Here is a 23,871-nt window from a genome sequence, read left to right on the forward strand (position 1 = left end):
GATCCCGCAAATGGATTCTACGAGCTGACCAATACGCAGATAGAATCATCGGTTGCAGATAACATGCTGGAGCTTGGTGGCGCTTTTGCTGCGGTTGCAGCACTGGTTGGCGCTGCTGTTGCGGCCACTTCTGGAGGCCACCACTCTTCTTCAGGATCCTCTTCTGATAACGATACTGTCCCTGCCGACACATCAACTGCCATAACTGATTCCGCAGGGAATATTATTAGCCATGGCAGCACGAGCGCTGATAACACGCCAACATTAAGCGGCGAGGGTATGAAACCAGGTTCAACGGTAACCATTACTGACGGTGGCGTTGTGATCGGTGAAGCAACCGTGGATGAGGATGGCAAATGGAGCTTTACGCCGGATGAACCTCTGGCGGATGGCGAGCACCCAATTGTTATTGATGGAACGGATGTTAACGGCAATGAATCCAGTAGCGTAGTCGACATCATCGTGGATGCAGACGGCACAGAGGCTGGTAAAGACGCCAATGCTGGAACAGATACAGATGCTGGTACAGATGCAGATGCAGATGCAGATGCAGGCACAGATACAGATGCAGATGCAGATGCAGGTACAGATGCAGATGCAGGCACAGATACAGATGCGGGTGCAGGCACAGATGCAGATGCAGATGCAGATACAGATGCAGATGCAGATGCAGGTACAGATGCAGATGCAGATGCAGGCACAGATACAGATGCGGGTGCAGGCACAGATGCAGATGCAGATGCAGGCACAGATACAGATGCGGGTGCAGGCACAGGCACAGATGCAGGTACAGATGCAGATGCAGATGCAGATGCAGGCACAGATACAGACGCAGATGCGGGTGCCAATGTGGATACTGATAATCCTTCCACGCCAGGCCTGACCGACGACGCGGGCAACCCGATCGCGGACGGCGGCAGCACCAGCGACAGCACCCCCACCATCGGCGGCGACGGTATGGCACCGGGATCCACCGTGACCGTCAGCGACGGCGGGGAAGTTATCGGCGAGGCGATCGTGGACGAAGACGGCAGCTGGAGCTTCACGCCGGAAGTGCCGCTGGAGGACGGCGAGCACGCGCTGGTGACCGAGGGCACCGACGCGAACGGCAACGCGGTGAGCGACACGGTGAATATCGTGGTCGACACCGGCGCTACCGCGCCATCAATAACCGACGACGCCGGTAATCCCGTCGCGGACGGCGGCAGCACCAGCGACAGCACCCCCACCATCGGCGGCGACGGTATGGCACCGGGCTCCACCGTGACCGTCAGCGACGGCGGGGAAGTTATCGGTGAGGCGATCGTGGACGAAGACGGCAGCTGGAGCTTCACGCCGCCAGCGCCGCTGGAGGACGGCGAGCACGCGCTGGTGACCGAGGGCACCGACGCGAACGGCAACGCGGCAAGCGACACGGTAAATATCGTGGTCGACACTGAAAGCACCACGCCAGGCCTGACCGACGACGCGGGCAACCCGATCGCGGACGGCGGCAGCACCAGCGACAGCACCCCCACCATCGGCGGCGACGGTATGGCACCGGGCTCCACCGTGACCGTCAGCGACGGCGAGGAAGTTATCGGCGAGGCGATCGTGGACGAAGACGGCAGCTGGAGCTTCACGCCGGCAGCACCGCTGGAGGACGGCGAGCACGCGCTGGTGACCGAGGGCACCGACGCGAACGGCAACGCGGTGAGCGACACGGTGAATATCGTGGTCGACACTGAAAGCACCACGCCTGGCCTGACCGACGACGCGGGCAACCCGGTCGCGGACGGCGGCAGCACCAGCGACAGCACCCCCACCATCGGCGGCGACGGCATGGCGCCGGGCTCCACCGTGACCGTCAGCGACGGCGGGGAAGTTATCGGCGAGGCGATCGTGGACGAAGACGGCAGCTGGAGCTTCACGCCGGAAGTGCCGCTGGACGACGGCGAGCACGCGCTGGTGACCGAGGGCACCGACGCGAACGGCAACGCGGTGAGCGACACGGTGAATATCGTGGTCGACACCGAAAGCACCACGCCAGGCCTGACCGACGACGCGGGCAACCCGATCGCGGACGGCGGCAGCACCAGCGACAGCACCCCCACCATCGGCGGCGACGGTATGGCGCCGGGCTCCACCGTGACCGTCAGCGACGGCGGGGAAGTTATCGGTGAGGCGATCGTGGACGAAGACGGCAGCTGGAGCTTCACGCCGGCAGCACCGCTGGAGGACGGCGAGCACGCGCTGGTGACCGAGGGCACCGACGCGAACGGCAACGAGGTGAGCGACACGGTGAATATCGTGGTCGACACCGGCGCTACCGCGCCATCAATAACCGACGACGCCGGTAATCCCGTCGCGGACGGCGGCAGCACCAGCGACAGCACCCCCACCATCGGCGGCGACGGTATGGCACCGGGCTCCACCGTGACCGTCAGCGACGGCGGGGAAGTTATCGGCGAGGCGATCGTGGACGAAGACGGCAGCTGGAGCTTCACGCCGGCAGCACCGCTGGAGGACGGCGAGCACGCGCTGGTGACCGAGGGCACCGACGCGAACGGCAACGCGGTAAGCGACACGGTGAATATCGTGGTCGACACCGAAAGCACCGCGCCTGGCCTGACCGATGACGCGGGCAACCCGATCGCGGACGGCGGCAGCACCAGCGACAGCACCCCCACCATCGGCGGTGACGGTATGGCACCGGGCTCCACCGTGATCGTCAGCGACGGCGGGGAAGTTATCGGCGAGGCGATCGTGGACGAAGACGGCAGCTGGAGCTTCACGCCGGAAATGCCGCTGGAGGACGGCGAGCACGCGCTGGTGACCGAGGGCACCGACGCGAACGGCAACGCGGTGAGCGACACGGTAAATATCGTGGTCGACACTGAAAGCACCACGCCATCAATAACCGACGACGCGGGCAACGCAATCGCGGACGGCGGCAGCACCAGCGACAGCACCCCCACCATCGGCGGCGACGGTATGGCGCCGGGCTCCACCGTGACCGTCAGCGACGGCGGGGAAGTTATCGGCGAGGCGATCGTGGACGAAGACGGCAGCTGGAGCTTCACGCCGGAAGTGCCGCTGGAAGACGGCGATCATGAGATTACTATTGATGGGACGAACGCGGATGGCAATAAGGCCAGCGAAACCGTCAACATTGTCGTTAAAGCACCAACGATGGTTATCGTCGATGATGAAGGTAATACCATCGGCAATGGGGATACCACTAACGACAGTACGCCAACTTTTGAAGGCAGCAACTTTACGGCTGATACCCAAATTGTAATCAGCATGGATGGTACTGAGATTGGCACAGCAACGTCGGATAGTGAAGGTAACTGGAGTATTACGCCTGAAACTCCGTTGACGGACGGTGAACATAGCTTTGTTGTTTCGGTTACTGACGTGAATGGCAACATAAGCAGCGGTGCAGTAAGCGTGGTGATAGACACTACACCACCAGAACTCGTTGATATTACAACGGTCATTATGGTTGATGACCAGGGTGACGCCATTGCTGCTGAAGGCATTACGGCGGATAACACGCCAACCTTCTCTGGTGAAGGCCTGGAGCCGGGAGCCACTGTCACTATTCGTGATGGTGACACTGTGCTGGGCGAAACCACCGTTGATGAAAACGGTAACTGGTCCTTTACCCCATCGGAAAAGCTGGAGGATGGCGAGTACAGCTTTACCTTTGAAGTGACTGATGCTGCGGGTAACAGCAGCGGTGCATCTGAAGCTTTAGATCTGACCATTTCTGTGAGCAAGGGGATCAATACCGGCGTTATCATTACCGATGACGCAGGTAACGTGATTATTAATGGTGACAACACCAACGACAGCACCCCGACCTTTAGCGGCAAGGATCAGTCCCCTGGCACGACTGTAGTTATCACCGATGGTGAGACTGAACTGGCTAATGTGACGGTGAGTGTCGATGGCAGCTGGAGCTACACGCCGGATACCTCACTGGCGGAGGGCGACCATGCCTTTACCGTGACCGTGACTGACGCGGATGGCAATACGGCCAGCGATAGCATCGGTGTTGTTATCGATACGATTGCTCCGGATATGCTGGATGTTTCTGCGGTTTCCATAACTGATGATAAGGGTAACGTGCTGGCTGCTGGCGGCGTCATTTCCGATACGACGCCTACGTTCAGCGCTGACGGACTGGAAGCAGGTACAACGGTTATCGTGCGTGATAACGGCACCGTGTTGGGTGAAGCAACAGTAGCGGAAGATGGCAGCTGGACTTTCACGCCGGACGAAGCGCTGACTGACGCGGAACACAGTTTTACCTTCGAAACGGTTGATGCTGCAGGTAACAGCAGCGGTGAATCTGAAGCGGTGAGCTATATCCTGGACTCCGTTGCGCCTGATGGCGTGGATATCAGTTCCGTGGTCATTACTGATGAAACGGGTGCTGTAGTCAGCGCTGAAGACATCATGAGCGACAACAAACTGACTTTCAGCGGCAGCGATCTGGAAGCCGGTGCGACCGTAACGATTTACGACAAAGGTGAAGCGATCGGCCAGGCAACGGTTGCAGATGATGGCAGCTGGCGCTACACCGATGAAGCCGGACTGTATGACGGTGTCCATGAGATCACCTTCACGGTAACGGATGAAGCGGGTAACAGCAGCGAGCCTTCTGATGTGTTGGGCCTGACCGTAGAGGCAATCATTCTGACGGCGACGGACAACATCAGCGCCGGTGCAGCCGTCGGCTTTACCTATCCGGTAGATGTTGCAGAGGATCTGGGTACGGTTCTCAGCGACGGTGGTTTGGTCGCCTTTAATAACAAAATCACCAGCGATCCGATCGTGGTGGCAGATGGTACGATTATTGACCTTGCGGTAACAGCAAAGTCATCCTCATTCATCAACGTTGCCAGTAACTCAACTCTCGTGCTGCAGAAATATGACTCCTCAACAGGAGAGTGGGCGACGATTTCTCAAGAAAAAAGCGGCAACCTTTTCGGTATGTTTGGTCTGGGGGCCTCTACCTCTACCATTACGCTCTCGGGGCTGACCGCCGGTTCTTACCAGCTGGTTTATACCACGGCCGGTATCAACGTAGGGGCCAGCTTTAATCTGGATGCATCGAAGACGGTTTATACCCTCGCCGACCACGGAACGCCTACGGATTACACTACGGCGATCGGCAATGTCATGTCGGATACTGACAGTGTGTATGGCTCGGATGGCATTCCGCACAGTGCCTTTACGTCAGTTACGTCAGTGAGCATCATGCTTGATGATGGTACCGTCTCGACGGTTACTCTGGATGCCACTACAAACAAAGCAACCCTGGTGGGGCAATACGGTACCCTGACTATTAATGCTGATGGCAGCTATGAGTATGTGCCAACGACATCGATGGACAGTATCGGTAAGGTGGATACGTTCACCTACACCATTTCTGATTCGGCAACGGGTGAAAGCTCTTCTGCGCACCTTTATGTACAGATTGGCAGCAACAATGATGCACTGACGCTGAGCTGGGATCCGACCGATGCAAGTGCAACCGCGGTCACGGATATTGCTTCCAGCAATGAAGCGGATGCCAGCGTAACGGTGACGTATCACTCCTCCAAAGTCAGCACCAGCGAAGTTAAGCTGGTTGAAGGCGGGGCAGAAAACTATACCTCCGCGTTCACGCTTGCCGACGCAAACGATCTGGTCACAGGGTCATTGACGTTAAAGACCGAGTACGGCTTGTTTGGCAATAAATTCTCAACAGACAAAACCGTCACGTATTCCGTGCAGCAGCAGGAAAGTGACGGAACATGGACAACGGTGCAAACCTACACCAAAGTGATCGCGGCTGGGCAGCACAATGAAGAAGTCGTTCTGAATGTTGATATGTCAACGCTGGAGTTAGAGGCGGGTACCTACCGGATTGCGCTTTCCAGTACCGGCGCAGAGAACATAGTGTGGCTTGCCATGGACGTGAACATTGTCAGTTCCACGGATTATGATATTACGAACAGCGTAAACGCCACCGGTAATGTTCTGACGGATGAAGGAACTGACGGAAGCGTTGATAAACTGAGCTCCGTCTACACCAAAATGTATGTTAAAGCTGGTGATAGCGAGGGAGAGGCTACGGTTGACAGTAGCTACACCTATGTGACCGAAAGTGGGGTAACCATCGCGGGTGAATACGGCACACTGAAGATCTTCAGTAACGGTGCTTATACCTATACCCCGAGCACTACCGCGTTACCGACGGGTTCCCAGGATATCTTTACCTATGCCTTGAAGGGCGCTAATGGTGAAGTGGTGACCGCGACGGTAACCATCCATCTGGGTGTGGAAGTGGACGGCACCAATGGCGGCGCACTGGTCTTTGCAGGTACTGAGGCTGATGACGTGTTCGATGTTTATGACACTGACTTTAGTGCTGTTGAAGGTAAAGCGGGTAGCGATACGCTGGCGTGGCATGGTGAAGGAGAGCTGGTTCTCAGCACTGTCGCTGCAAAAGTTAGCGATATCGAAGCTATCGATCTGCTGTTGGGAAGTAACCCGGCTACTGTCGTCCTTGACGCACAAAGCGTGATCGATGTGACCAGTGAGAACAATGCCCTGTATATCAAAGGCGACAGCAGTGATTTTGTCACCCTGACTGGGACCTGGAGCCAGGCAGGTACTGTCATTGTCGATAGTATCAGCTACCTACATTACACCAGCGTGAATGCCGATGGTACGACGGCAAATATTTACCTACAGAGCAGTATCGGTCTCTCTTCCACAGCGATTTCGGACAGTACAACGGGTGCTGAATATACTGTCGTTTCAGCTGCTGAGGTAACGGGGACAGAAAATGATGACACGTTCAACGTGGCTGATACCAGCTTCACCCGCATTGAGGGAGGGGATGGCGTCGATACGCTGGTCTGGAATGGTTCGGGTACCCTGACCGTCAGCGATATTGCCGGTAAAATCAGCAATATCGAAGAGATTGATCTGGTTGACGATACGGACGTGGACAATCTGCTGATCTCTGCGCAAAACGTGGCAGATATCACCGATGGCAATAATACCCTGTACGTGAAAGGATCAACCAGCGATACCCTTACGCTGAGTGGCAGCTGGGAACAGCAGGGCAGTAAAGTCATTAACAATGTTGAGTACGTTCACTACACCAGCACGACTGATGATGGTCAGGTTGTGGATCTGTATGTTGACGGTGATATCACCTCAAGCACTACTGAGACAGCGTCTGAGCATAACGCTGCTGATATAACGGGTCTGGTGACGCTGGTGAACGACAGCGTTGAGCAGACAGCCACGTTGAACACGGCGACTGGCAGCTTTACCAGTGACAGCTTCACGATAAACAGCAGCAGCGATCTGCAGGAGATTAATCTCACCGTTTCCAGTACGGGAATGAACGCCACTAATACCGCCTCGGCGACATGGATACTGCAGGTTTATAATGAGCAGACCTTTAGCTGGGATACGGTTAGCAGTGAGACGCAGGCTATTTCCAGCAGCCAGTCGCTGAATGTGGATCTGTCCGGTCAGAATAGCGGTGTTTACCGTATTGTGGTGGAAACTACTCAGGCGGGGTTTGATGCGGGTTGGTGGAAGTGGGTATACGATACGTTCACCATCGGCGTTGATGCCAACATTGTCAGCACCACCGACTATGTGGTGACCTCAAACGCAAGCGTCATGGGCTCGGTCTTTACCAACGAGATCACCAGCGGCAGCAGTATTCTGGTGAAGTCAATTGCGGCGGGTATCATTACCGGTGCAGCGAGCTACACGCTTATTGCAACGGCAGGGACAACCATTGCCGGGGCTTACGGTAGCCTGACCATCCATCAGGACGGTAGCTACACCTATACGCTGAACAGCGATTCGGTGATCAAGCTATCCGGTAGCGAGGATTCATTTACCTATATCCTGGCAGACGGCACGATCAAAAATCTGGTGATGACGCTGGGCGTATCGGTTGACGGATCGGAAGGTGGCGCGCTGACCCTTGAGGGGACAGTTGGAGATGACAGCTTCCGTATCCATGACACCCACTTCACCACGGTGGATGGCAAGTCTGGCCACGATACGCTGGTGTGGAGCGGTACAGGCGATCTGCAACTCAGTGATATTGCTGACAAGGTGCACAATATTGAAGTCATTGATCTTCAGGACAACAGCCTGGCTGCTGTGTTGACGTTAACGGCAGAAGATATTGAGAAAGTCACCGACGCAAACAATGTGCTGTACGTCCGGGGTGGCAGTGAAGATTCACTTTCACTACAGGGTGTGTGGAAAGTTAGCGGCGTGGAAATGCTAAACAATATCACCTATACGCTGTACACCAGCACTGCACTGGATGGCTCCGCCATTAAGCTCTACGTACAGGAAGGACTGAGCTTTAACGAAGTGTCTGAAACGATCAACGGTTCAATTTCTGCTGATTCCCAGGACGTTTCTGTGGTCTCGGTTAGCCAGAATGGCGAAGACGTTGATATCACCGGGGAGGCAGTCAGCTACAAAGGTGCTTATGGTACGCTGCTGATCAATGGTGACGGACATTACAACTACGTTGCAGATACAGCGTTTGAGCACAGCGGTAACACTGACACCTTTACCTACACCCTCTCTGATGGCAGCAGTGCCTCACTGAGTTTCAATCTGGGTATTGATGTTGATGGCAGTGCCGGTGGCGCGCTAACCTTCACCGGCACCAGCGGTGAAGACCTGTTCCAGGTTTACGATACCAGCTTCACCTCTATTAACGGTGCGGACAGTAACGATATTCTGGCCTGGCATGGTACCGGCTCGCTGAACCTCAGCGATATCTCCTCGAAGGTTAATAATATCGAGCAGATTGATTTGCTGGATGACAACCAGAATGACAACCTGGTCATCAGCTCAGAAAGTTTGCTGAAAGTTACTGATGACAATAATACATTATATATCAGAGGGGCTAACGGCGATACCGTGACGCTAAATGGCAGTTGGGAAGACTCAGGATCGTTGCTGGTTAATGGTGTCAGTTATCAGCATTACACCAGTACCACAGAGAATGGTGCCGTTGTTCAACTATATGTTGAGGATGATGTTACTATTGGTTAATAAATAGTAATTATCAACAGAACCAGACTGGCATTTCGGTGCCAGTCTTTTTTTTATTTTATTATTTTCACTTTAATTTAAGACGTAATGATATCAGGACGTTTTAAATAAGTATGAAAAAACTATTTATTGCACTGTGTTGTATTATTAGCCTGCCTTACGCAGGTGCTGCGGAAAAAAAATTTTTCTCTGCACCGCAATCTGGCACTCATGAAGCACCCGGAGGATTTTGGGGCGCTATTTCAAAAACACCTGAACCAGGAAACCGGCCGACGGGTGGGACCGTACTGGCTGATAAAATGCAAATCAAACCCGCAGAAATTGAAATGCAGCCAGCAGTGAAGGACCTGGCACGCCTGGAAAAACACGTTCCCGCCGACTGGCAGAGTGCAATCCATCTTGCCGTTAGTCACCATCCGTCCATCAGTAGCAGTATCGCCACGCTTGAATCGACAGGATTTGGGATTGAGGCCGCCAGCGCAGGCTATCTTCCTGCGGTGAAGGCAGGCATCACCTCGGGCCGCCAGCAGGCTGAAGGCAGCGGGCACATTGCCACCGTAGGCCTCTCACAAATGCTGTATGACTTTGGCAAAACCGGCAGTGCGGTCGATCAGGCCAGCGCGAAATATCTGCGCCAGCAGGCCACCGTGCTTGAGCAAATTGATGCCGTTATTCAGCAAACCGCACTGGCGATGAATGAGGTCTATCGATATACACAACTCGTTGATAACGCTAAAAAACAAGTAAAGTCACTGCGTGGGATTTTAAATCTGACGCAGCTGCGTGCAGAAGCTGGGGCCAGCACCCGTGTTGACCCGGTACAGGCCCAGGCCCGTGTCGAAGCCGCGGAAGCACAGCAGCAGGATATGGAGATTAAGCTACAGCAGGAGAAATATCATCTTCAGTCACTGCTTGGGCAGCCTGTCGCAGAGAATCGTCTTTCTGCACCGCTGGATTTGCTCCCGCTGATTAAGCGTCAGAGTGAGCGTGTCGATCTGAATAAAAACCCGACCATTCTGGTTGCCCAGGCCGATATCGCTGTGGCTCAGGCTGAGTTAAGAAGCTATAAGGCACAGCGTTATCCGACGCTTTCTCTGGAAGCCAATACCAATAAATATATCGGTGACATTGCCCGCTATCAGACCCACAGCCAGTATCAAAACGTTTATCTGTCACTGAGCAGCACGCTTTATCAAGGGGGGGCGCTGGTGGCACAGGAGCGTGCCAGTGCGAGAGCGCTGGAGGCCGCAAGAGCGATGATCGACAGTAAAAAACTTGAGCTTACCGATCGGCAAAGAAATTATTTTCAAAGCATGATGGGTTTGCAGAGAAATATTAGCCTGCTCACAAAAAGAATGAAAACCATTACGGAAACGCGAGTTTTGTATCGTGAGCAATATTTGTCATTAGGCAACAGGAATGCACTCGATCTGTTAAATGCAGAACAAGAAATTAGCCGGGCGGAGCAAGATCTTATTAATGCCCATCGCGATTTATGGGCATCATCTGTTAATTACATTGTGCTTGCAGGAATAGCCAGAGAGGCTTTCAATTTCAATAACCAGGTTGTCCAGGGACTGCGCATTACTGAGTAAGGGCTCCCGGGTTTAATAAAAGGCTATGAGAATGGAAAATAGAGAGCAACAGGAAAAGGCTGACGTTTCATCACAAACGAAAAGCGTTTATACCCCCTGGCTGGAAGCATTATTGCTGGTTGCAAAACATTATCGTCTGGATGGGTCGCCGGAGCGGGTAAAAGGGGAAGCTGAATGGCATTTGCAACAGCTTTCGCCGGATTCGCTGATTGAGACTATGGCTCGCCAGCTAGGCCTGGTAGTGATATTCGATCGCTTCCATCAGGATTTGCTGGATCCCTGGCGCCTGCCGCTGATCGTCGATTTCGGCGATCGTGGTGTGGGTGTTCTCACCAAAGTGGGTGAAGAGAGTAAAGTCAGCGTTTTGCTCAGCGGCGAAAAGCAGCTTGAAACCGTGCTCAGCGTGGAAGATCTGGCGGAACATGCCTGCCGCGTTCTGTTAGTGAAGCCTGAAACGTCAGTGCCGGATGCGCGGGTAGATGACTATATCAAGCCGCATCGTCCGGACTGGCTGTGGCAAACCATTCTTAAGGAGTGGCCCTCCTATGTGAATGTCATGTTCGCCTCGCTGATCGCTAACGTGCTTGGCCTGTCAGCTATGCTCTTCACGATGCAGGTCTATGACCGGGTTATCCCGTCACAATCAATTCCATCGCTGTGGGTATTGTTTATCGGCGTGATGATCGCCCTGACGTTTGTTTTCATCATGCGCATTACTCGTACACATATCTCCGATATAGCAGGTAAAGGCGCGGATTTGCGCATTTCCGATCGGGTTTTTGGACATGCGTTGCGCATTCGTAACGACCTGAGGCCCAGATCCACCGGTTCGTTTATTGCGCAAATTCGCGAGCTGGAACAGATCCGTGAACTGATCACCTCTACCACCATCTCTGCAATTGCCGATCTGCCGTTCCTGATTATTTTTCTGTTTATTCTCTGGCTGCTGGGAGGCTGGCTGGTGCTGGTTCCGTTGGTCGCTATACCGCTGATTATTATTCCAGGCATTCTTGCCCAGCGCTCTCTGGCGAAGCTCTCCAGAGCAACGATGCGTGAGTCTGCGGTGCGGAATGCCATGCTGGTTGAAGCAGTACAGGGCATTGATGACATCAAACTACTGCGTGCGGAACCTTATTTCCAGAACCAGTGGAATCATCTCAACGAAGCCATCAGTAAATCTTCTAAAAAACAACGGTTTATTAGCGGTCTGCTGATGAGCTGGACCAGTGAAGTGCAGACGATTGCTTATATCGGCGTAGTGCTGGTTGGGGCATTTTTTGCCATGGGCGGTGACCTGTCGACCGGCGTCCTCATCGGCTGCTCCATGTTGGCTTCACGGATGATGGCCCCGCTGGGCCAGATGGCGATGATTTTCGGTCGCTGGCAGCAGGCAAAAGTTGCCCGGGAAGGACTGGAAAGCCTGCTAAACAGCGAGGTTGATCAGCCTGAACGCAGCGTACAGGTTCACCGCCCAAGAATTTACGGCGAGTACAAAATGTCCGGGATCAGCTACCGCTATGACCCTAACTCCTCAAAGCCAGTGTTGGCGGTGAACAAACTGACCATTAAGCAGGGTGAAAAGGTAGCCCTGCTCGGCCGGAACGGTTCCGGAAAGTCCACGCTATTACAAATAATGGCTGGCTTGCTGCAACCCGGTGAAGGGATGTTGTTACTGGATGATGTTCGACTTTCCTCCATCGATCCGCTGGACGTGCGTCGTGATGTGGGCCTGGTGGGACAGAACTCGTCACTGTTTTTTGGCACTATCCGTGAGAATTTGCGGTTAGGGATGCCGCTGGCAACAGAAGAAGAGATGTTTGAGGCACTGGATATCAGCGGCGCCATTGAGTTTATTCGCCAGCTGCCGGAAGGTATGGATTATCAGTTGCAGGAGGGCGGAAAAGGATTGTCCGGCGGTCAGAGACAGCAGCTGCTGCTGGCACGCGCCGTGCTTCGTCAGCCGAGCGTACTGCTGCTTGATGAGCCAACGGCCTGGCTGGACGACGGCGTGGAAAAACATCTGATCGGCAAGCTGAAGGCGTGGATGGGCAATCGCACGTTGATCATTGCCACGCATCGTCCAGCGGTAATGCAGCTCGTTGATCGTATTTTATTGATTGAAAATGGCCAAATTGTTCGGGATGGCAGTAAAGAAGAGATGTTGGTCACCGCGCCTAAAGCGAAGGCCGCACCTCATCAGGGGAAAGTAAATCTTTCATCGCAGGGAGCGACATCATGATTCAGCAACTCATTAGCTGTTTTAAAAAAGGAATATCTTCGCGTCCACGGCGATTGTTCTCCTCCGGCGCCGTCATCATCTGGTCGGTGATGGCCATGCTGCTGATGTTCTTTGTCTGGGCCACGCGTTTTCAGCTGGATGAAGTGACCATTGGGGTTGGTAAAGTCGTTCCCAGTATGCACGAGCAGATTATTCAGTCGCTGGAAGGCGGGATCCTTAAAGAGCTGAAAGTACACGAAGGCGATGTGGTCGAAGCGGGTCAGGTTCTGGCGCTGCTGGACCCCACCCAGATCGATTCTGGCGTGCAGGAGAGTACCGTTCGTATGCGCGCTGCGCTGGCGACCTCTGCGCGTCTTCAGGCAGAAACCGAAGGCCGCGAACTGACCTTTCCGCCTGAAGTGAAGGAGGATAAGCATCTGGTCGCGGCTGAAACGGCGCTCTATAAATCGCGCAGGGAAAATCTTGAAAAAACGCAGAGTGGCCTGCGACAAGCGCTGGATCTGATCAACCGCGAGCTGAGGCTGACTTCCTCACTGGTAGCGAAAGGGGCGGCCAGTGATGTAGAAGTGCTACGGCTGAAAAGGCAGGCCAACGATCTGCAAAGCAAACTCAATGATGCCGAAAACCAGTATATGGTTCGCGCCCGGGAAGATCTGGCAAAGGCCAATACGGAAGTCGCCTCTCAACGATCCATTATTATCGGACGGGCGGATTCACTGAAGAGAACGATGATTGTGGCGCCGGTCAGAGGGATCGTGAAAGACATTGAGGTGAATACCGTGGGTGGCGTTATCCCGCAGCGCGGCAATTTAATGGAAATCGTCCCGCTGGACGAGCAGCTGGTGGTTGAAGCGCAGATTGCACCACGCGACGTCGCCTTTATTACGCCTGGTCAGCGTGCGGTGGTGAAGCTGACGGCCTATGACTACAACATCTATGGCGGACTTGAAGGCAAGGTGGCTTCTATCTCGCCGGACACTATTCAGGATGAAGTGCACCGGGATCAATATTTCTACCGTGTGTATGTACGCACTGAAAAGGATTCTCTGGTCAACAAAAACGGTAAGCACTTTCCTGTCTATCCGGGGATGATCGCCATGGCGGAAATTCATACCGGCAGCAAAACGATAATGGAATATTTGCTCAAGCCGCTGAACCGCGCACGGGAAGCCCTTCGCGAAAGATAGAGCGCTCAGGGGAGGCCAGCAGGCTTCCCTTTTTGCTGCCATAATCCTGGGCTTTCCTGCTTCCCTTGCCAGGGCAGAAGAGATAATGTGCGCGTTATGGGAGAGAGGGATGTCAGAAAACCTGTTGCTCCCGGTTCATGACAATAACTTTTCTCATTGGAGAAACTATGAGTAAGTCGAAGTACGTTTTGTTTTCAGCAATGTTGTTTGGGGCGATGCCGTTAGTAACGACGGCTTATGCAGAAGGCGAACAGGCTCCGCAGACCCAGACCCCGGAAGGGCAGGATCCGGCTGCACAGGCACCTGATGCGCAGGAATCCGCGACCTCAGAGCCAGATAATTCTACCGCGCCATCCTCGACTTCCCAGACTTCTGCCTCACAGGCTCAGTCTATGCAAAACCCGGATACTGAGGCCCCGGAGCAGCGCGATCCGGCTCATCCGTACGAGATCAAATATTTCTTCGCTGACTTCCAGCGTTTTACCACTGGCAGCGTGGTTCCCGATCGCTATCGCACCAAAAAATATGAAATCGTTGACTGGAAAACCCGTAACCTGCCAGCGCCTGATGCCGGCACTAACTGGACCTATATGGGCGGCAACTACGTGCTGATTTCCAAAGCGGATGGCAAAATCCTGAAAGCGGAATCGGGCGATATTTTCTACAAGCAGAATTAATCTCTGCGGCGCAAAAGTGCCCTTAAAGCAAAACACCCTGCCAGCGTTGCGTTGACAGGGTGTTTTGCAGTGGCCGCTAAGAAAAACGCGTTATGCCTGCGGCGTACGGGAGCCATACAGATAGCGGCAGGAAGCCAGCAGGCACAGGCTGTAGCCTAGCAGCTCACAGCCTTCTTCCGCCATGTTTTTAACCGTGTGGTTATAACCGTCAAGCATCAGATGCTGCCAGAGATCGCGCATGCCAAACAGGCGTGAGAACACCAGCACGGTCAGTAAACCGGCACACATCATCCCCCAGGCTGGCTGACGCAAAAAATCGGCCAGTTCACTGACGGCACGCCGCGGATTCAGCAGGGCGATTGCCAGGCAAACCGCCGCTGTAGCCAGCGCGAACCAAACCCAGCAGCCATGAGAAAGCTCGTCGAACAGAAAATCCAGTTCACGGATCAGCATGCAGGCAAAAAAGCCGCCGATCAGCACCAGGCCAGGGGCCGATTCTTTGAAGACGCGCTGAAAATAGAGTAGCGACGTCACCAGCAGCATCATCTCCTGGGCGATTTCCGTAAAGGACGTTTCGTGAACGGCATCGTTCATCCAGCGAACATCAATAAACACCAGCCCCATCATGGCGCTGATAAAAAGTGCACAGCCAATAAAAGCGAACGCCCGGTTTCGAATAAAAAGTAAATCAGATTGCATACAGCCCCTTATTTTTGTCGGGGCGATTATAAGTATCGTTCTGGTAATGGCTTACCAATTAATGCCGATGAAGATGATAAGGCACAGACGGTTAATCCGTGCCGGGTAAGATTTGCATTAAGTGCGTTTTTCACCGCTTTTCTGCACTATGTTTGCTTATAAGGCGCTCGATCGCGGCAACATTATTCCGTTAGCAGGTACTTCTCCTGTTGACGAATAAACCAGGCGAGCGGCACATGGTGCGGTGCCTGCGTCAGCTGTTCAATTCCACGCTCAATAATGGTTGAAGCCTGTTGCCAGAGATCGGGATGACCTTCTTTAAGCAAAGCGATCTGCACGCGCTTTTCTATCAAATATACGCGTGCGAAATGCGGGTCAAAATGAATAATCGAACGGGTATTATCGATGATATCGGCAAGCTTGATGGTCTGTGCATCTGCGGAAGCCTGAGCCGTATGGCGGAAGTGCGCCACCTTACGTGCAGCGCGATTTTTTGCCTTCAACGACTTGCTGTCGGTCAGCATTTCTACCAGTTCAGCCACTTCCTCGCCAAAATAGCTGGCGATATCCTGCAAGGTGCTCGGCGTATCTTCCACCGTATCGTGCAGCCAGGCGGCAGCCAGCATGGCTTCGTTATCGGTCACGCTTCTTACCAGTTCGACGACGGCTGCCGGATGAACAATATAAGGTTCATCGGTATATTTGCGTCGCTGGCCCGTTTCGGCATGCGCTTTGGTCGCATAACGCCGCGCCTGTTCTTCCAGTGAATTCATCGTCATTCTCCCCGTGGACTAATATTCGCTTGCAATTATGTAGTGTGCTATTTATATTTTTGCTTATGACTACAGATAAAGATGACAAAAAAGCGGAAGCGCCGCCACTGTTGCTTGATCAGCAGCTCTGTTTTGCGCTTTACTCTGCCAATCTCGCGCTTAACAAGCTTTACCGCCAGCTGCTGACCGGGCTGGAGATCACCTATCCGCAATATCTGGTGATGCTGGTGCTGTGGGAGCGCGATGATGTCACCGTATCGGATATCGGTGAGCGGCTGTTTCTGGATTCCGCCACCCTGACGCCACTGCTGAAAAGACTCGAAGCGGCAGGCTTACTGAATCGCCAACGCTCCCGTAAAGATGAGCGACAGGTTGTCGTCACGCTCACTGAACAGGGGCGATCGCTGCGCGAAAAAGCGGTGGCGATACCGGATGCGGTTTTCTCGGCGTCGTCTTGTCAGGCTGACACGCTGAAGTCACTGAAACAAGAACTGGAAAACCTGCGCGATAACCTCAACGGTTAGGCGTGGGAGTTTGCCGGGCCATCGCGTCCGGAAAAGCAGAACTATACTTAACAAGCTCGCGCTGATAAATCGCTCGCGATTTAATAGCGCAAAATAACTGAACCTGCATAGCAAGGAGTCTCTGATGTCTTTAGAAAAAGTTGTTTATCGTGCAAAAGCGAAAGCTACCGGTGGTCGTGACGGTCGTGCTACCTCTTCTGATGGCGTACTGGATGTTAAACTGGGCGTGCCAAAAGAGATGGGCGGCGCAGGTGGTGAAGTGACTAACCCTGAGCAACTGTTTGCTGCCGGTTATTCAGCCTGCTTCCTGGGCGCGATGAAGTTCGTGGCGGGTCGCGATAAAATCGCCATGCCGAAAGAGGCGTTTATTGAAGGTGAAGTCGGTATCGGCCCTATCCCAAATGGTTTCGGTATCGAAGCAACGCTGACTATCCATCTGGAAGGTATGGACGCGGCAGAAGCGAAGAAACTGGTTGATGCGGCGCATATCGTCTGCCCGTATTCTAACGCCACTCGCGACAACATCGACGTGACGCTGAATATCGTTAACTGATGATCCATGGCCAGGGCGGTGCATTCTGCCCTGGTATTTTGCGGATTGGCGATCCCATCCTGTCCCCTGTCATTGCGGCTTTAACAACCTTTGAAGTTGCGTAACTTCTCTCATTTCAGCCTTTATTCACGCAATTGATCTGATTATTCCCCGGTAATGTGGTTAACTACGCCGCGCTCACGCTGAGAGATTCCGGCCCCTCCAGAAGGAGACGGGAATGTCAGCCTCAAATGATAATCGACCTGTTTTCCGAACTCTGGCGCAACGGCACGGTCTGATTACCGTTTAGAATTCGTTTAAGTTACACCGGGAAAAAGGTTGGATGAACTATTTAAAATCATTAACTCAGCAAAAATTGTCACTTTTGCTGGCATTTTACGTCGGTATATTCCTGAATATCCCCGTTTTTTATCGTCGCTTCGATCCATTTTTAGCGCATTTTAAAGCCTCACAGTGGTTTTCCGCTCTGGCTGAAGTGGTTGCCATTGTCCTGCTGACATTTTTCCTGATGCGCCTGCTGTCGCTCGGCGGCAAGCTATTCTGGCGTATCACTACCACGGCGCTGGTGCTGATTTCCGTCGCTGCCAGTTACTATATGAGCTTCTTTAACGTTGTGATTGGCTACGGCATTGTTGCCTCGGTGATGACAACCGATACCGATCTGTCGAAAGAAGTTATTGGCTACCATTTTGTACTGTGGATGGTGCTGGTCAGTGCGCTGCCGATGCTGCTGATCTGGCGTAACGCCCTGCGCATGACGCTGCTTGAGCAACTTAAAACGCCCGGCCAGCGCTTAAAACCGCTTGGTCTGTTATTACTGACCGTGGCGCTGGTATGGTTGCCTATTCGTTATTTCGATAAGCAGCAGAACATTAACGAGAAGCTGACTAACGTTGATCTGCCGAGCTACGGCGGCGTGGTGGCGCACTCTTATCTGCCGTCTAACTGGTTGTCCGCGCTGGGGCTGTTTGCCTATACCAGCTACGATGAAAGAATGGACAGCAAAGACCTGTTCGACCCGGCCAAAAAGTTTACCTATAACGCACCCGCCGGGCTGGATGACACCTATGTCGTTTTCGTCATTGGTGAAACCACACGCTGGGATCATATGGGTTTGCTGGGCTACGATCGTGATACCACGCCAAAACTGTCCAAAGAGAAAAACCTGGTGGCCTTCCGTGGAGAATCCTGCGATACCGCAACCAAGCTCTCTTTACGCTGTATGTTTGTGCGTGAAGGCGGGACGGATGAAGGCCCTGGCCGCACGTTGAAAGAGCAAAACGTCTTTTCCGTGCTGAAAGAGCTGGGCTTCAGTTCAGAGCTGTTCGCGATGCAGAGTGAAGTCTGGTTCTATAACAACACCAATGCGGATAACTATGCGTTTCGTGAGCAGATTGGCTCGGAAAAGCAGAATCAGGGCAAGTCGGTTGACGATATGCTGCTGGTGCCTGAGCTGAAAAAGTCGCTCGACAGGCATCCCGCAGGCAAACACCTGGTGGTGCTGCATACCAAAGGTTCTCACTATCTTTACTCACAGCGCTATCCGCGTGACTTTGCCCGCTACCAGCCGGAATGCATGGGCGTTGACGAAACCTGTAGCAAGGCGATGTTGATTAACGCCTTCGATAACTCCGTTTTGTATACCGATACGGTGCTCGACAGCGTCTATGATCAACTGCGCGATAAGAAGGCGATTGTGTTTTACGCGGCCGACCATGGTGAATCAATCAGCGAAAATATGCATCTGCACGGTACGCCTCGTCATATGGCACCGCCAGAGCAGTTCCGCGTACCGATGATTATCTGGGCTTCCGATAAATATCTGGCCGACCCGCAAAATCAGAGCGCCTTCGATCGTCTGAAAGCGCAGCAGCGTGTGGGCACGACACATCGCCACGTTGAGCTGTTCGATACGATTCTGGGTTGTCTGGGGTATACCTCGCCGGACGGCGGTATCAAACAGGCAAACAACTGGTGTGCCGACCCGAAGAAAGCGGTGGCTGACAAAACCTGAGGGTAGCGCCCGACCATTCTGAACAGCCCCCATTTCCTGCCGGAGTGGGGGTTTTTTATTGGCTTCTGTCTAAAGCGTCTAAGCGTTGTTCAGGAGCAATACGCTTCTCGCCGCTTTTAGCCACTAAAAAGCGTGCTCACTGGACTCTCGACATACACAGGATAATATCCTGACCGACCAAAAAACCTTTCCCGTTTCGCTCTCCGTCTTTAAACGCTAAAGCGATAAAAAACCTTATCCCAACTACGATCAATAACTTAATTTGTGCCGCGTTTCGCTTAAACGCGCAATGCGGTCATTCCCAAAATATCCTGGCCGCGTTGCAGCATATTTATCTGCCATGCCAGCCATAAGCAAAGCGTATCGTTAAAAAAAGGCTGCAATGTGGATATTTTTACAGGATTTTTTACGAAGCGAATCGCTGGTCAGAAAAGCAAAGGCGATATTTTAAGCGGGTATTTCGCATTGTGGCATTTCTATACACCATAAATGCGCGATTTTTACGCTTTTTTGTATTTGCTTGCGGGTTCTCACACTCTGTGTAAATACCGCGCCGTCGTATTGACGTTTTATGCAACTGTTGACAAATTGATCGTTCAGTGGCGAAAAGAAGCGGATTTGTCTTATGGCAGTCGCCGTAACGCGTTTTCCTCTCTCTCTCCCTCTCACTATCGCCGCAAGGCACACCGCACGGACCACACTCAAAAAAAACAGGTCCGGCGTAAGCACTTAACACCACATCATAACTGGAGCTGAAGCATGAGTAATTCCCTGGTTAAAACAAGGATGCTAAAGGTAGGTCTGAGCCTGATCGCGCTGACCGTTGCCGCCGGCGTCCAGGCTAAAACCCTGGTCTATTGTTCTGAAGGGTCGCCTGAAGGCTTTAACCCGCAGCTGTTTACCTCCGGCACTACCTATGACGCCAGCTCTGTTCCCATCTATAACCGTCTGGTTGAATTTAAAATCGGCACCACGGAAATCCAGCCAGGCCTGGCGGAGAAGTGGGATGTCAGTGAAGATGGCAAAACCTACACTTTCCATCTGCGTAAAGGCGTGAAGTGGCAGAATACCAAAGACTTCAAACCCAGCCGCGACTTCAACGCGGATGATGTGGTTTTCTCTTTTGAACGTCAGCTGGATAAAAACAATAAGTATCACGGCGTGTCTGGCGGCAGCTATGAATACTTTGAAGGCATGGGTATGCCCGCACTTATCAGCAAAATCGAGAAGGTGGATGATTATACCGTGCGCTTCGTGCTGAACCGTTCTGAAGCGCCGTTCCTGGCTGATTTGGGGATGGACTTCGCCTCTATCATGTCTGCGGAATACGCCGACAACATGCTGAAAGCCGGCACACCGGAAAAAATCGATCTGAATCCTGTCGGCACCGGGCCTTTCCAGCTGCTGCAATACCAGAAAGATTCCCGCATTCTGTACAAGCGTTTCGATCAGTTCTGGGGCACCAAGCCAAAAATCGATCGCCTGGTGTTCTCCATCACGCCTGATGCCTCCGTACGTTACGCCAAGCTGCAAAAAGGCGAGTGCCAGGTGATGCCTTTCCCTAATCCGGCGGATATCGCACGGATGAAAGAAGATAAAAATATCAACCTGATGCAGATGCCAGGCCTTAACGTCGGCTATCTCTCTTTCAATACCGAGAAAAAACCGCTCGATAACCAAAAGGTGCGTCAGGCACTGACGATGGCGGTGAACAAACAGGCCATTATTGATGCGGTTTATCAGGGGGCAGGGCAGGCAGCGAAAAACCTGATCCCGCCAACGATGTGGAGCTATAACGACGCGATTCAGGATTACGCTTACGATCCTGCTAAAGCGAAAGAGCTGCTGAAAGAAGCAGGCATGCCGGACGGCTTCTCCATCGACCTGTGGGCGATGCCGGTGCAGCGTCCATACAACCCTAATGCCCGCCGTATGGCTGAGATGATCCAGAACGACTGGGCGAAGATTGGCGTGAAAGCCAAAATTGTGACCTACGAATGGGGCGAATACCTGAAGCGTGCCAAGGCGGGTGAACATCAGAGCGTGATGATGGGCTGGACCGGCGATAACGGCGATCCGGATAACTTCTTCGCCACGCTGTTCAGCTGCGCGGCCGCCAAAGATGGTTCGAACTACTCGCGCTGGTGCTATAAGCCATTCGAAGATCAAATCCAGCCAGCCCGTGCCGAAGCGGATCACAACAAGCGTATCGAGTATTACAAACAGGCGCAGGTCGTGATGCACGATCAGGCACCAGCGTTGATTATCGCTCACTCTACGGTGTATGAGCCGGTTAACAAAAAAGTGACCGGTTACGTGGTCGATCCTCTGGGTAAACATCACTTCGAGAACGTCGATATTCAGGAGTAATTCTGACGCGGACGGCGCAGCAGGTTGCGCTGTCCGCCGCTGGTTGACCCCCCGTTCCTGATAGAAAATTACCATTTATTGAATATTTTTTAATAGATGTCAGGCCAGGGCGCTTTTCGGGCGTCGCGGTTGGATTACCCGACCGCAAGATGTGAGCAATGATAATCCTGTCGGCAACGATCCGGCGGGAAACTAAAGAGAATCCGGATTATGCTGCAGTTCATATTCCGACGTCTGGGACTTGTCATCCCAACGTTTATTGGTATCACCCTGTTAACGTTCGCTTTTGTGCATATGATCCCGGGCGACCCGGTGCTGATTATGGCGGGTGAACGCGGTATGTCTCCTGAACGTCATGCTCAGCTGCTGGCCCAAATGGGGCTGGATAAACCGCTGTGGCAACAATACGTTTCCTACGTCTGGGGCGTGTTTCATGGCGACCTGGGCATTTCACTTAAAAGCCGGATACCGGTTTGGGAAGAGTTCGTTCCTCGCTTTAAAGCGACGCTGGAGCTGGGGATCTGCGCGATGATTTTTGCGGTCGCTGTAGGGATCCCGGTCGGCGTGCTGGCCGCCGTAAAACGCGGTTCCATCTTCGATCACACCGCCGTCGGCATTTCACTGACCGGCTATTCCATGCCGATTTTCTGGTGGGGAATGATGCTGATCATGCTGGTTTCGGTTCAACTGAATCTGACGCCGGTTGCCGGACGTATTGGCGACACGGTATTTCTGGATGACAGCAAACCGCTAACTGGCTTTATGCTGATCGATACGCTGTTGTGGGGAGAAGAGGGCGACTTTAAAGATGCGGTCATGCATATGATCCTGCCCGCTATCGTGCTGGGCACCATTCCTCTGGCGGTTATCGTGCGTATGACCCGCTCGGCCATGCTGGAAGTGCTGGGAGAAGATTACATCCGCACGGCCCGTGCCAAGGGACTGACACGGATGCGAGTGATCGTGGTGCATGCATTGCGTAATGCAATGCTGCCGGTCGTCACGGTGATTGGTTTACAGGTGGGAACGCTGCTGGCGGGTGCCATCCTGACCGAGACGATTTTCTCGTGGCCCGGTTTGGGTCGTTGGCTGATCGATGCGCTACAACGCCGTGACTATCCGGTTGTGCAGGGCGGCGTGCTGATGGTGGCGACGCTGATTATCCTGGTCAACCTGCTGGTTGACGTGCTTTACGGCGTGGTCAATCCACGCATTCGCCACAAGAAATAAGGGGGCCAGCATGTCTTTAGTCGATCCGGGCAGCGTGCCCGCTGCACCTAAGCCCATGACCCCGCTACAGGAGTTCTGGCACTACTTCAAACGTAATAAAGGCGCGGTTATCGGCCTGGCTTACGTGGTTCTGGTCTTTTTTATCGCCATATTCGCCAACTTTATCGCACCGCATGCACCGGCGGATCAGTTCCGCGATGCGCTGCTGCATCCGCCGGTTTGGCAGGAGGGTGGCAGCTGGCAGTACATTCTTGGCACCGACGATGTGGGCCGTGATGTGCTCTCGCGCCTGATGTATGGTGCGCGTCTCTCACTGCTGGTTGGATGTCTGGTTGTGGTGCTGTCGCTGATCCTTGGCGTGATTTTCGGCCTGATTGCGGGCTATGTGGGCGGCGCGACGGATGCCATCATTATGCGTCTCGTCGATATCATGCTGGCGCTGCCGAGCCTGCTGCTGGCGCTGGTGCTGGTCGCCATCTTCGGGCCGTCGATTATTAACGCGTCTATTGCGCTAACCTTCGTGGCTTTGCCGCACTACATCCGTCTGACGCGTGCGGCGGTGCTGGTGGAAGTGCATCGTGATTACGTTACCGCCTCGAACGTCGCGGGCGCGGGTGCAATGCGGCAGATGTTTATCAACATTCTGCCCAACTGCCTGGCGCCGTTGATCGTGCAGGCTTCGCTGGGTTTCTCCAACGCCATCCTTGATATGGCCGCGCTGGGTTTCCTGGGTATGGGGGCGCAACCGCCAACGCCGGAGTGGGGCACGATGCTCTCCGACGTGTTGCAGTATGCGCAAAGTGCCTGGTGGGTCGTCACCTTCCCCGGTTTGGCGATTCTGCTGACGGTTCTGGCATTTAACCTGATGGGCGATGGTTTACGCGACGCCCTCGACCCGAAACTCAAGCAGTAGAGGCATC

Annotated in this window: 15 protein-coding genes; 12 read left to right on the top strand and 3 right to left on the bottom strand. The window is 53.6% G+C overall.

The window, feature by feature from the left end:
• Window positions 1–17: 17 nt before the first annotated feature.
• Window positions 18–203 (bottom strand): hypothetical protein, encoded by a 186-nt coding sequence (locus AAGQ96_RS00605; protein WP_342754584.1) that lies wholly within the window; start codon window positions 201–203, stop codon window positions 18–20.
• 296 nt (window positions 204–499) lie between these two features.
• Between AAGQ96_RS00605 and AAGQ96_RS00610 the strand changes: the two genes are divergently transcribed.
• The 6 genes from AAGQ96_RS00610 to AAGQ96_RS00635 all read left to right on the top strand — a co-directional run bounded on the left by AAGQ96_RS00610 (window position 500) and on the right by AAGQ96_RS00635 (window position 14,788).
• Window positions 500–883 (top strand): hypothetical protein, encoded by a 384-nt coding sequence (locus AAGQ96_RS00610; protein ID WP_342754585.1) that lies wholly within the window; start codon window positions 500–502, stop codon window positions 881–883.
• Window positions 850–9,090, top strand: coding sequence for a BapA/Bap/LapF family large adhesin (locus AAGQ96_RS00615; RefSeq protein WP_342754586.1), 8,241 nt, complete (start codon window positions 850–852; stop codon window positions 9,088–9,090). Before AAGQ96_RS00610 ends, AAGQ96_RS00615 begins: the two co-directional genes overlap by 34 nt.
• Window positions 9,091–9,389: 299 nt before the next feature.
• On the top strand, window positions 9,390–10,685 hold the full coding sequence (locus AAGQ96_RS00620) for a TolC family outer membrane protein (RefSeq protein ID WP_342754587.1): 1,296 nt from the start codon (window positions 9,390–9,392) through the stop codon (window positions 10,683–10,685).
• A gap of 31 nt (window positions 10,686–10,716) precedes the next feature.
• Window positions 10,717–12,924, top strand: a complete 2,208-nt coding sequence (locus tag AAGQ96_RS00625) for a type I secretion system permease/ATPase (protein ID WP_342754588.1) — start codon at window positions 10,717–10,719, stop codon at window positions 12,922–12,924.
• Window positions 12,921–14,111 carry an HlyD family efflux transporter periplasmic adaptor subunit gene (locus AAGQ96_RS00630; protein WP_342754589.1) on the top strand — a complete coding sequence of 397 codons (1,191 nt, stop codon included), beginning with the start codon at window positions 12,921–12,923 and terminating at the stop codon, window positions 14,109–14,111. The genes AAGQ96_RS00625 and AAGQ96_RS00630 overlap by 4 nt, the downstream gene beginning before the upstream one ends.
• Window positions 14,112–14,278: 167 nt before the next feature.
• A complete protein-coding gene (locus AAGQ96_RS00635; protein WP_147193762.1) occupies window positions 14,279–14,788 on the top strand; it encodes an RcnB family protein in 510 nt (169 codons plus the stop codon).
• A gap of 90 nt (window positions 14,789–14,878) precedes the next feature.
• Here the strand turns inward: AAGQ96_RS00635 and AAGQ96_RS00640 are convergent, their stop codons facing one another.
• Both AAGQ96_RS00640 and AAGQ96_RS00645 read right to left on the bottom strand, forming a co-directional pair.
• On the bottom strand, window positions 14,879–15,487 hold the full coding sequence (locus AAGQ96_RS00640) for a hypothetical protein (RefSeq protein ID WP_342754590.1): 609 nt from the start codon (window positions 15,485–15,487) through the stop codon (window positions 14,879–14,881).
• 182 nt (window positions 15,488–15,669) lie between these two features.
• Window positions 15,670–16,260 carry an HD domain-containing protein gene (locus AAGQ96_RS00645; protein WP_147193766.1) on the bottom strand — a complete coding sequence of 197 codons (591 nt, stop codon included), beginning with the start codon at window positions 16,258–16,260 and terminating at the stop codon, window positions 15,670–15,672.
• 65 nt (window positions 16,261–16,325) lie between these two features.
• Between AAGQ96_RS00645 and AAGQ96_RS00650 the strand changes: the two genes are divergently transcribed.
• From AAGQ96_RS00650 to dppC, 6 genes are all read left to right on the top strand, one after another.
• Window positions 16,326–16,784 carry a MarR family transcriptional regulator gene (locus AAGQ96_RS00650; protein ID WP_147193768.1) on the top strand — a complete coding sequence of 153 codons (459 nt, stop codon included), beginning with the start codon at window positions 16,326–16,328 and terminating at the stop codon, window positions 16,782–16,784.
• Window positions 16,785–16,908: 124 nt separating this feature from the next.
• The gene (locus tag AAGQ96_RS00655; RefSeq protein WP_147193771.1) at window positions 16,909–17,337 is read left to right on the top strand and encodes an organic hydroperoxide resistance protein; all 429 of its coding nucleotides are present in this window, start codon (window positions 16,909–16,911) and stop codon (window positions 17,335–17,337) included.
• Window positions 17,338–17,659: 322 nt separating this feature from the next.
• Entirely contained in the window at window positions 17,660–19,351 is a 1,692-nt protein-coding gene (gene eptB, locus AAGQ96_RS00660; protein ID WP_147193773.1) for a kdo(2)-lipid A phosphoethanolamine 7''-transferase, read from the top strand.
• Between the two features lie 759 nt (window positions 19,352–20,110).
• Window positions 20,111–21,721 carry a dipeptide ABC transporter periplasmic-binding protein DppA gene (gene dppA, locus AAGQ96_RS00665; RefSeq protein WP_147193777.1) on the top strand — a complete coding sequence of 537 codons (1,611 nt, stop codon included), beginning with the start codon at window positions 20,111–20,113 and terminating at the stop codon, window positions 21,719–21,721.
• A 210-nt stretch (window positions 21,722–21,931) separates the two neighbouring features.
• Window positions 21,932–22,951 carry a dipeptide ABC transporter permease DppB gene (gene dppB / locus AAGQ96_RS00670; protein ID WP_147193779.1) on the top strand — a complete coding sequence of 340 codons (1,020 nt, stop codon included), beginning with the start codon at window positions 21,932–21,934 and terminating at the stop codon, window positions 22,949–22,951.
• A gap of 10 nt (window positions 22,952–22,961) precedes the next feature.
• Entirely contained in the window at window positions 22,962–23,864 is a 903-nt protein-coding gene (gene dppC / locus AAGQ96_RS00675) for a dipeptide ABC transporter permease DppC (protein WP_147193781.1), read from the top strand.
• Window positions 23,865–23,871 lie beyond the last annotated feature (7 nt).

This window comes from Pantoea sp. MBD-2R, assembly GCF_039134845.1.
Classification (GTDB): Bacteria; Pseudomonadota; Gammaproteobacteria; order Enterobacterales; family Enterobacteriaceae; genus Erwinia.

Coding starts and splice junctions, on each gene's coding strand:
- AAGQ96_RS00620 (WP_342754587.1), top strand. CDS start 9,390: ATGCAAATCAAACCCGCAGAAATTGAAATGCAGCCAGCAGTGAAGGAC.
- eptB (WP_147193773.1), top strand. CDS start 17,660: ATGAACTATTTAAAATCATTAACTCAGCAAAAATTGTCACTTTTGCTG.
- dppB (WP_147193779.1), top strand. CDS start 21,932: ATGCTGCAGTTCATATTCCGACGTCTGGGACTTGTCATCCCAACGTTT.
- AAGQ96_RS00605 (WP_342754584.1), bottom strand. CDS start 203: ATGGCAGTTGATGTGTCGGCAGGGACAGTATCGTTATCAGAAGAGGAT.
- dppA (WP_147193777.1), top strand. CDS start 20,111: ATGAGTAATTCCCTGGTTAAAACAAGGATGCTAAAGGTAGGTCTGAGC.
- AAGQ96_RS00630 (WP_342754589.1), top strand. CDS start 12,921: ATGATTCAGCAACTCATTAGCTGTTTTAAAAAAGGAATATCTTCGCGT.
- AAGQ96_RS00635 (WP_147193762.1), top strand. CDS start 14,279: ATGAGTAAGTCGAAGTACGTTTTGTTTTCAGCAATGTTGTTTGGGGCG.
- AAGQ96_RS00655 (WP_147193771.1), top strand. CDS start 16,909: ATGTCTTTAGAAAAAGTTGTTTATCGTGCAAAAGCGAAAGCTACCGGT.
- AAGQ96_RS00640 (WP_342754590.1), bottom strand. CDS start 15,487: ATGCAATCTGATTTACTTTTTATTCGAAACCGGGCGTTCGCTTTTATT.
- AAGQ96_RS00650 (WP_147193768.1), top strand. CDS start 16,326: ATGACTACAGATAAAGATGACAAAAAAGCGGAAGCGCCGCCACTGTTG.
- dppC (WP_147193781.1), top strand. CDS start 22,962: ATGTCTTTAGTCGATCCGGGCAGCGTGCCCGCTGCACCTAAGCCCATG.
- AAGQ96_RS00610 (WP_342754585.1), top strand. CDS start 500: ATGCTGGAACAGATACAGATGCTGGTACAGATGCAGATGCAGATGCAG.
- AAGQ96_RS00645 (WP_147193766.1), bottom strand. CDS start 16,260: ATGAATTCACTGGAAGAACAGGCGCGGCGTTATGCGACCAAAGCGCAT.
- AAGQ96_RS00625 (WP_342754588.1), top strand. CDS start 10,717: ATGGAAAATAGAGAGCAACAGGAAAAGGCTGACGTTTCATCACAAACG.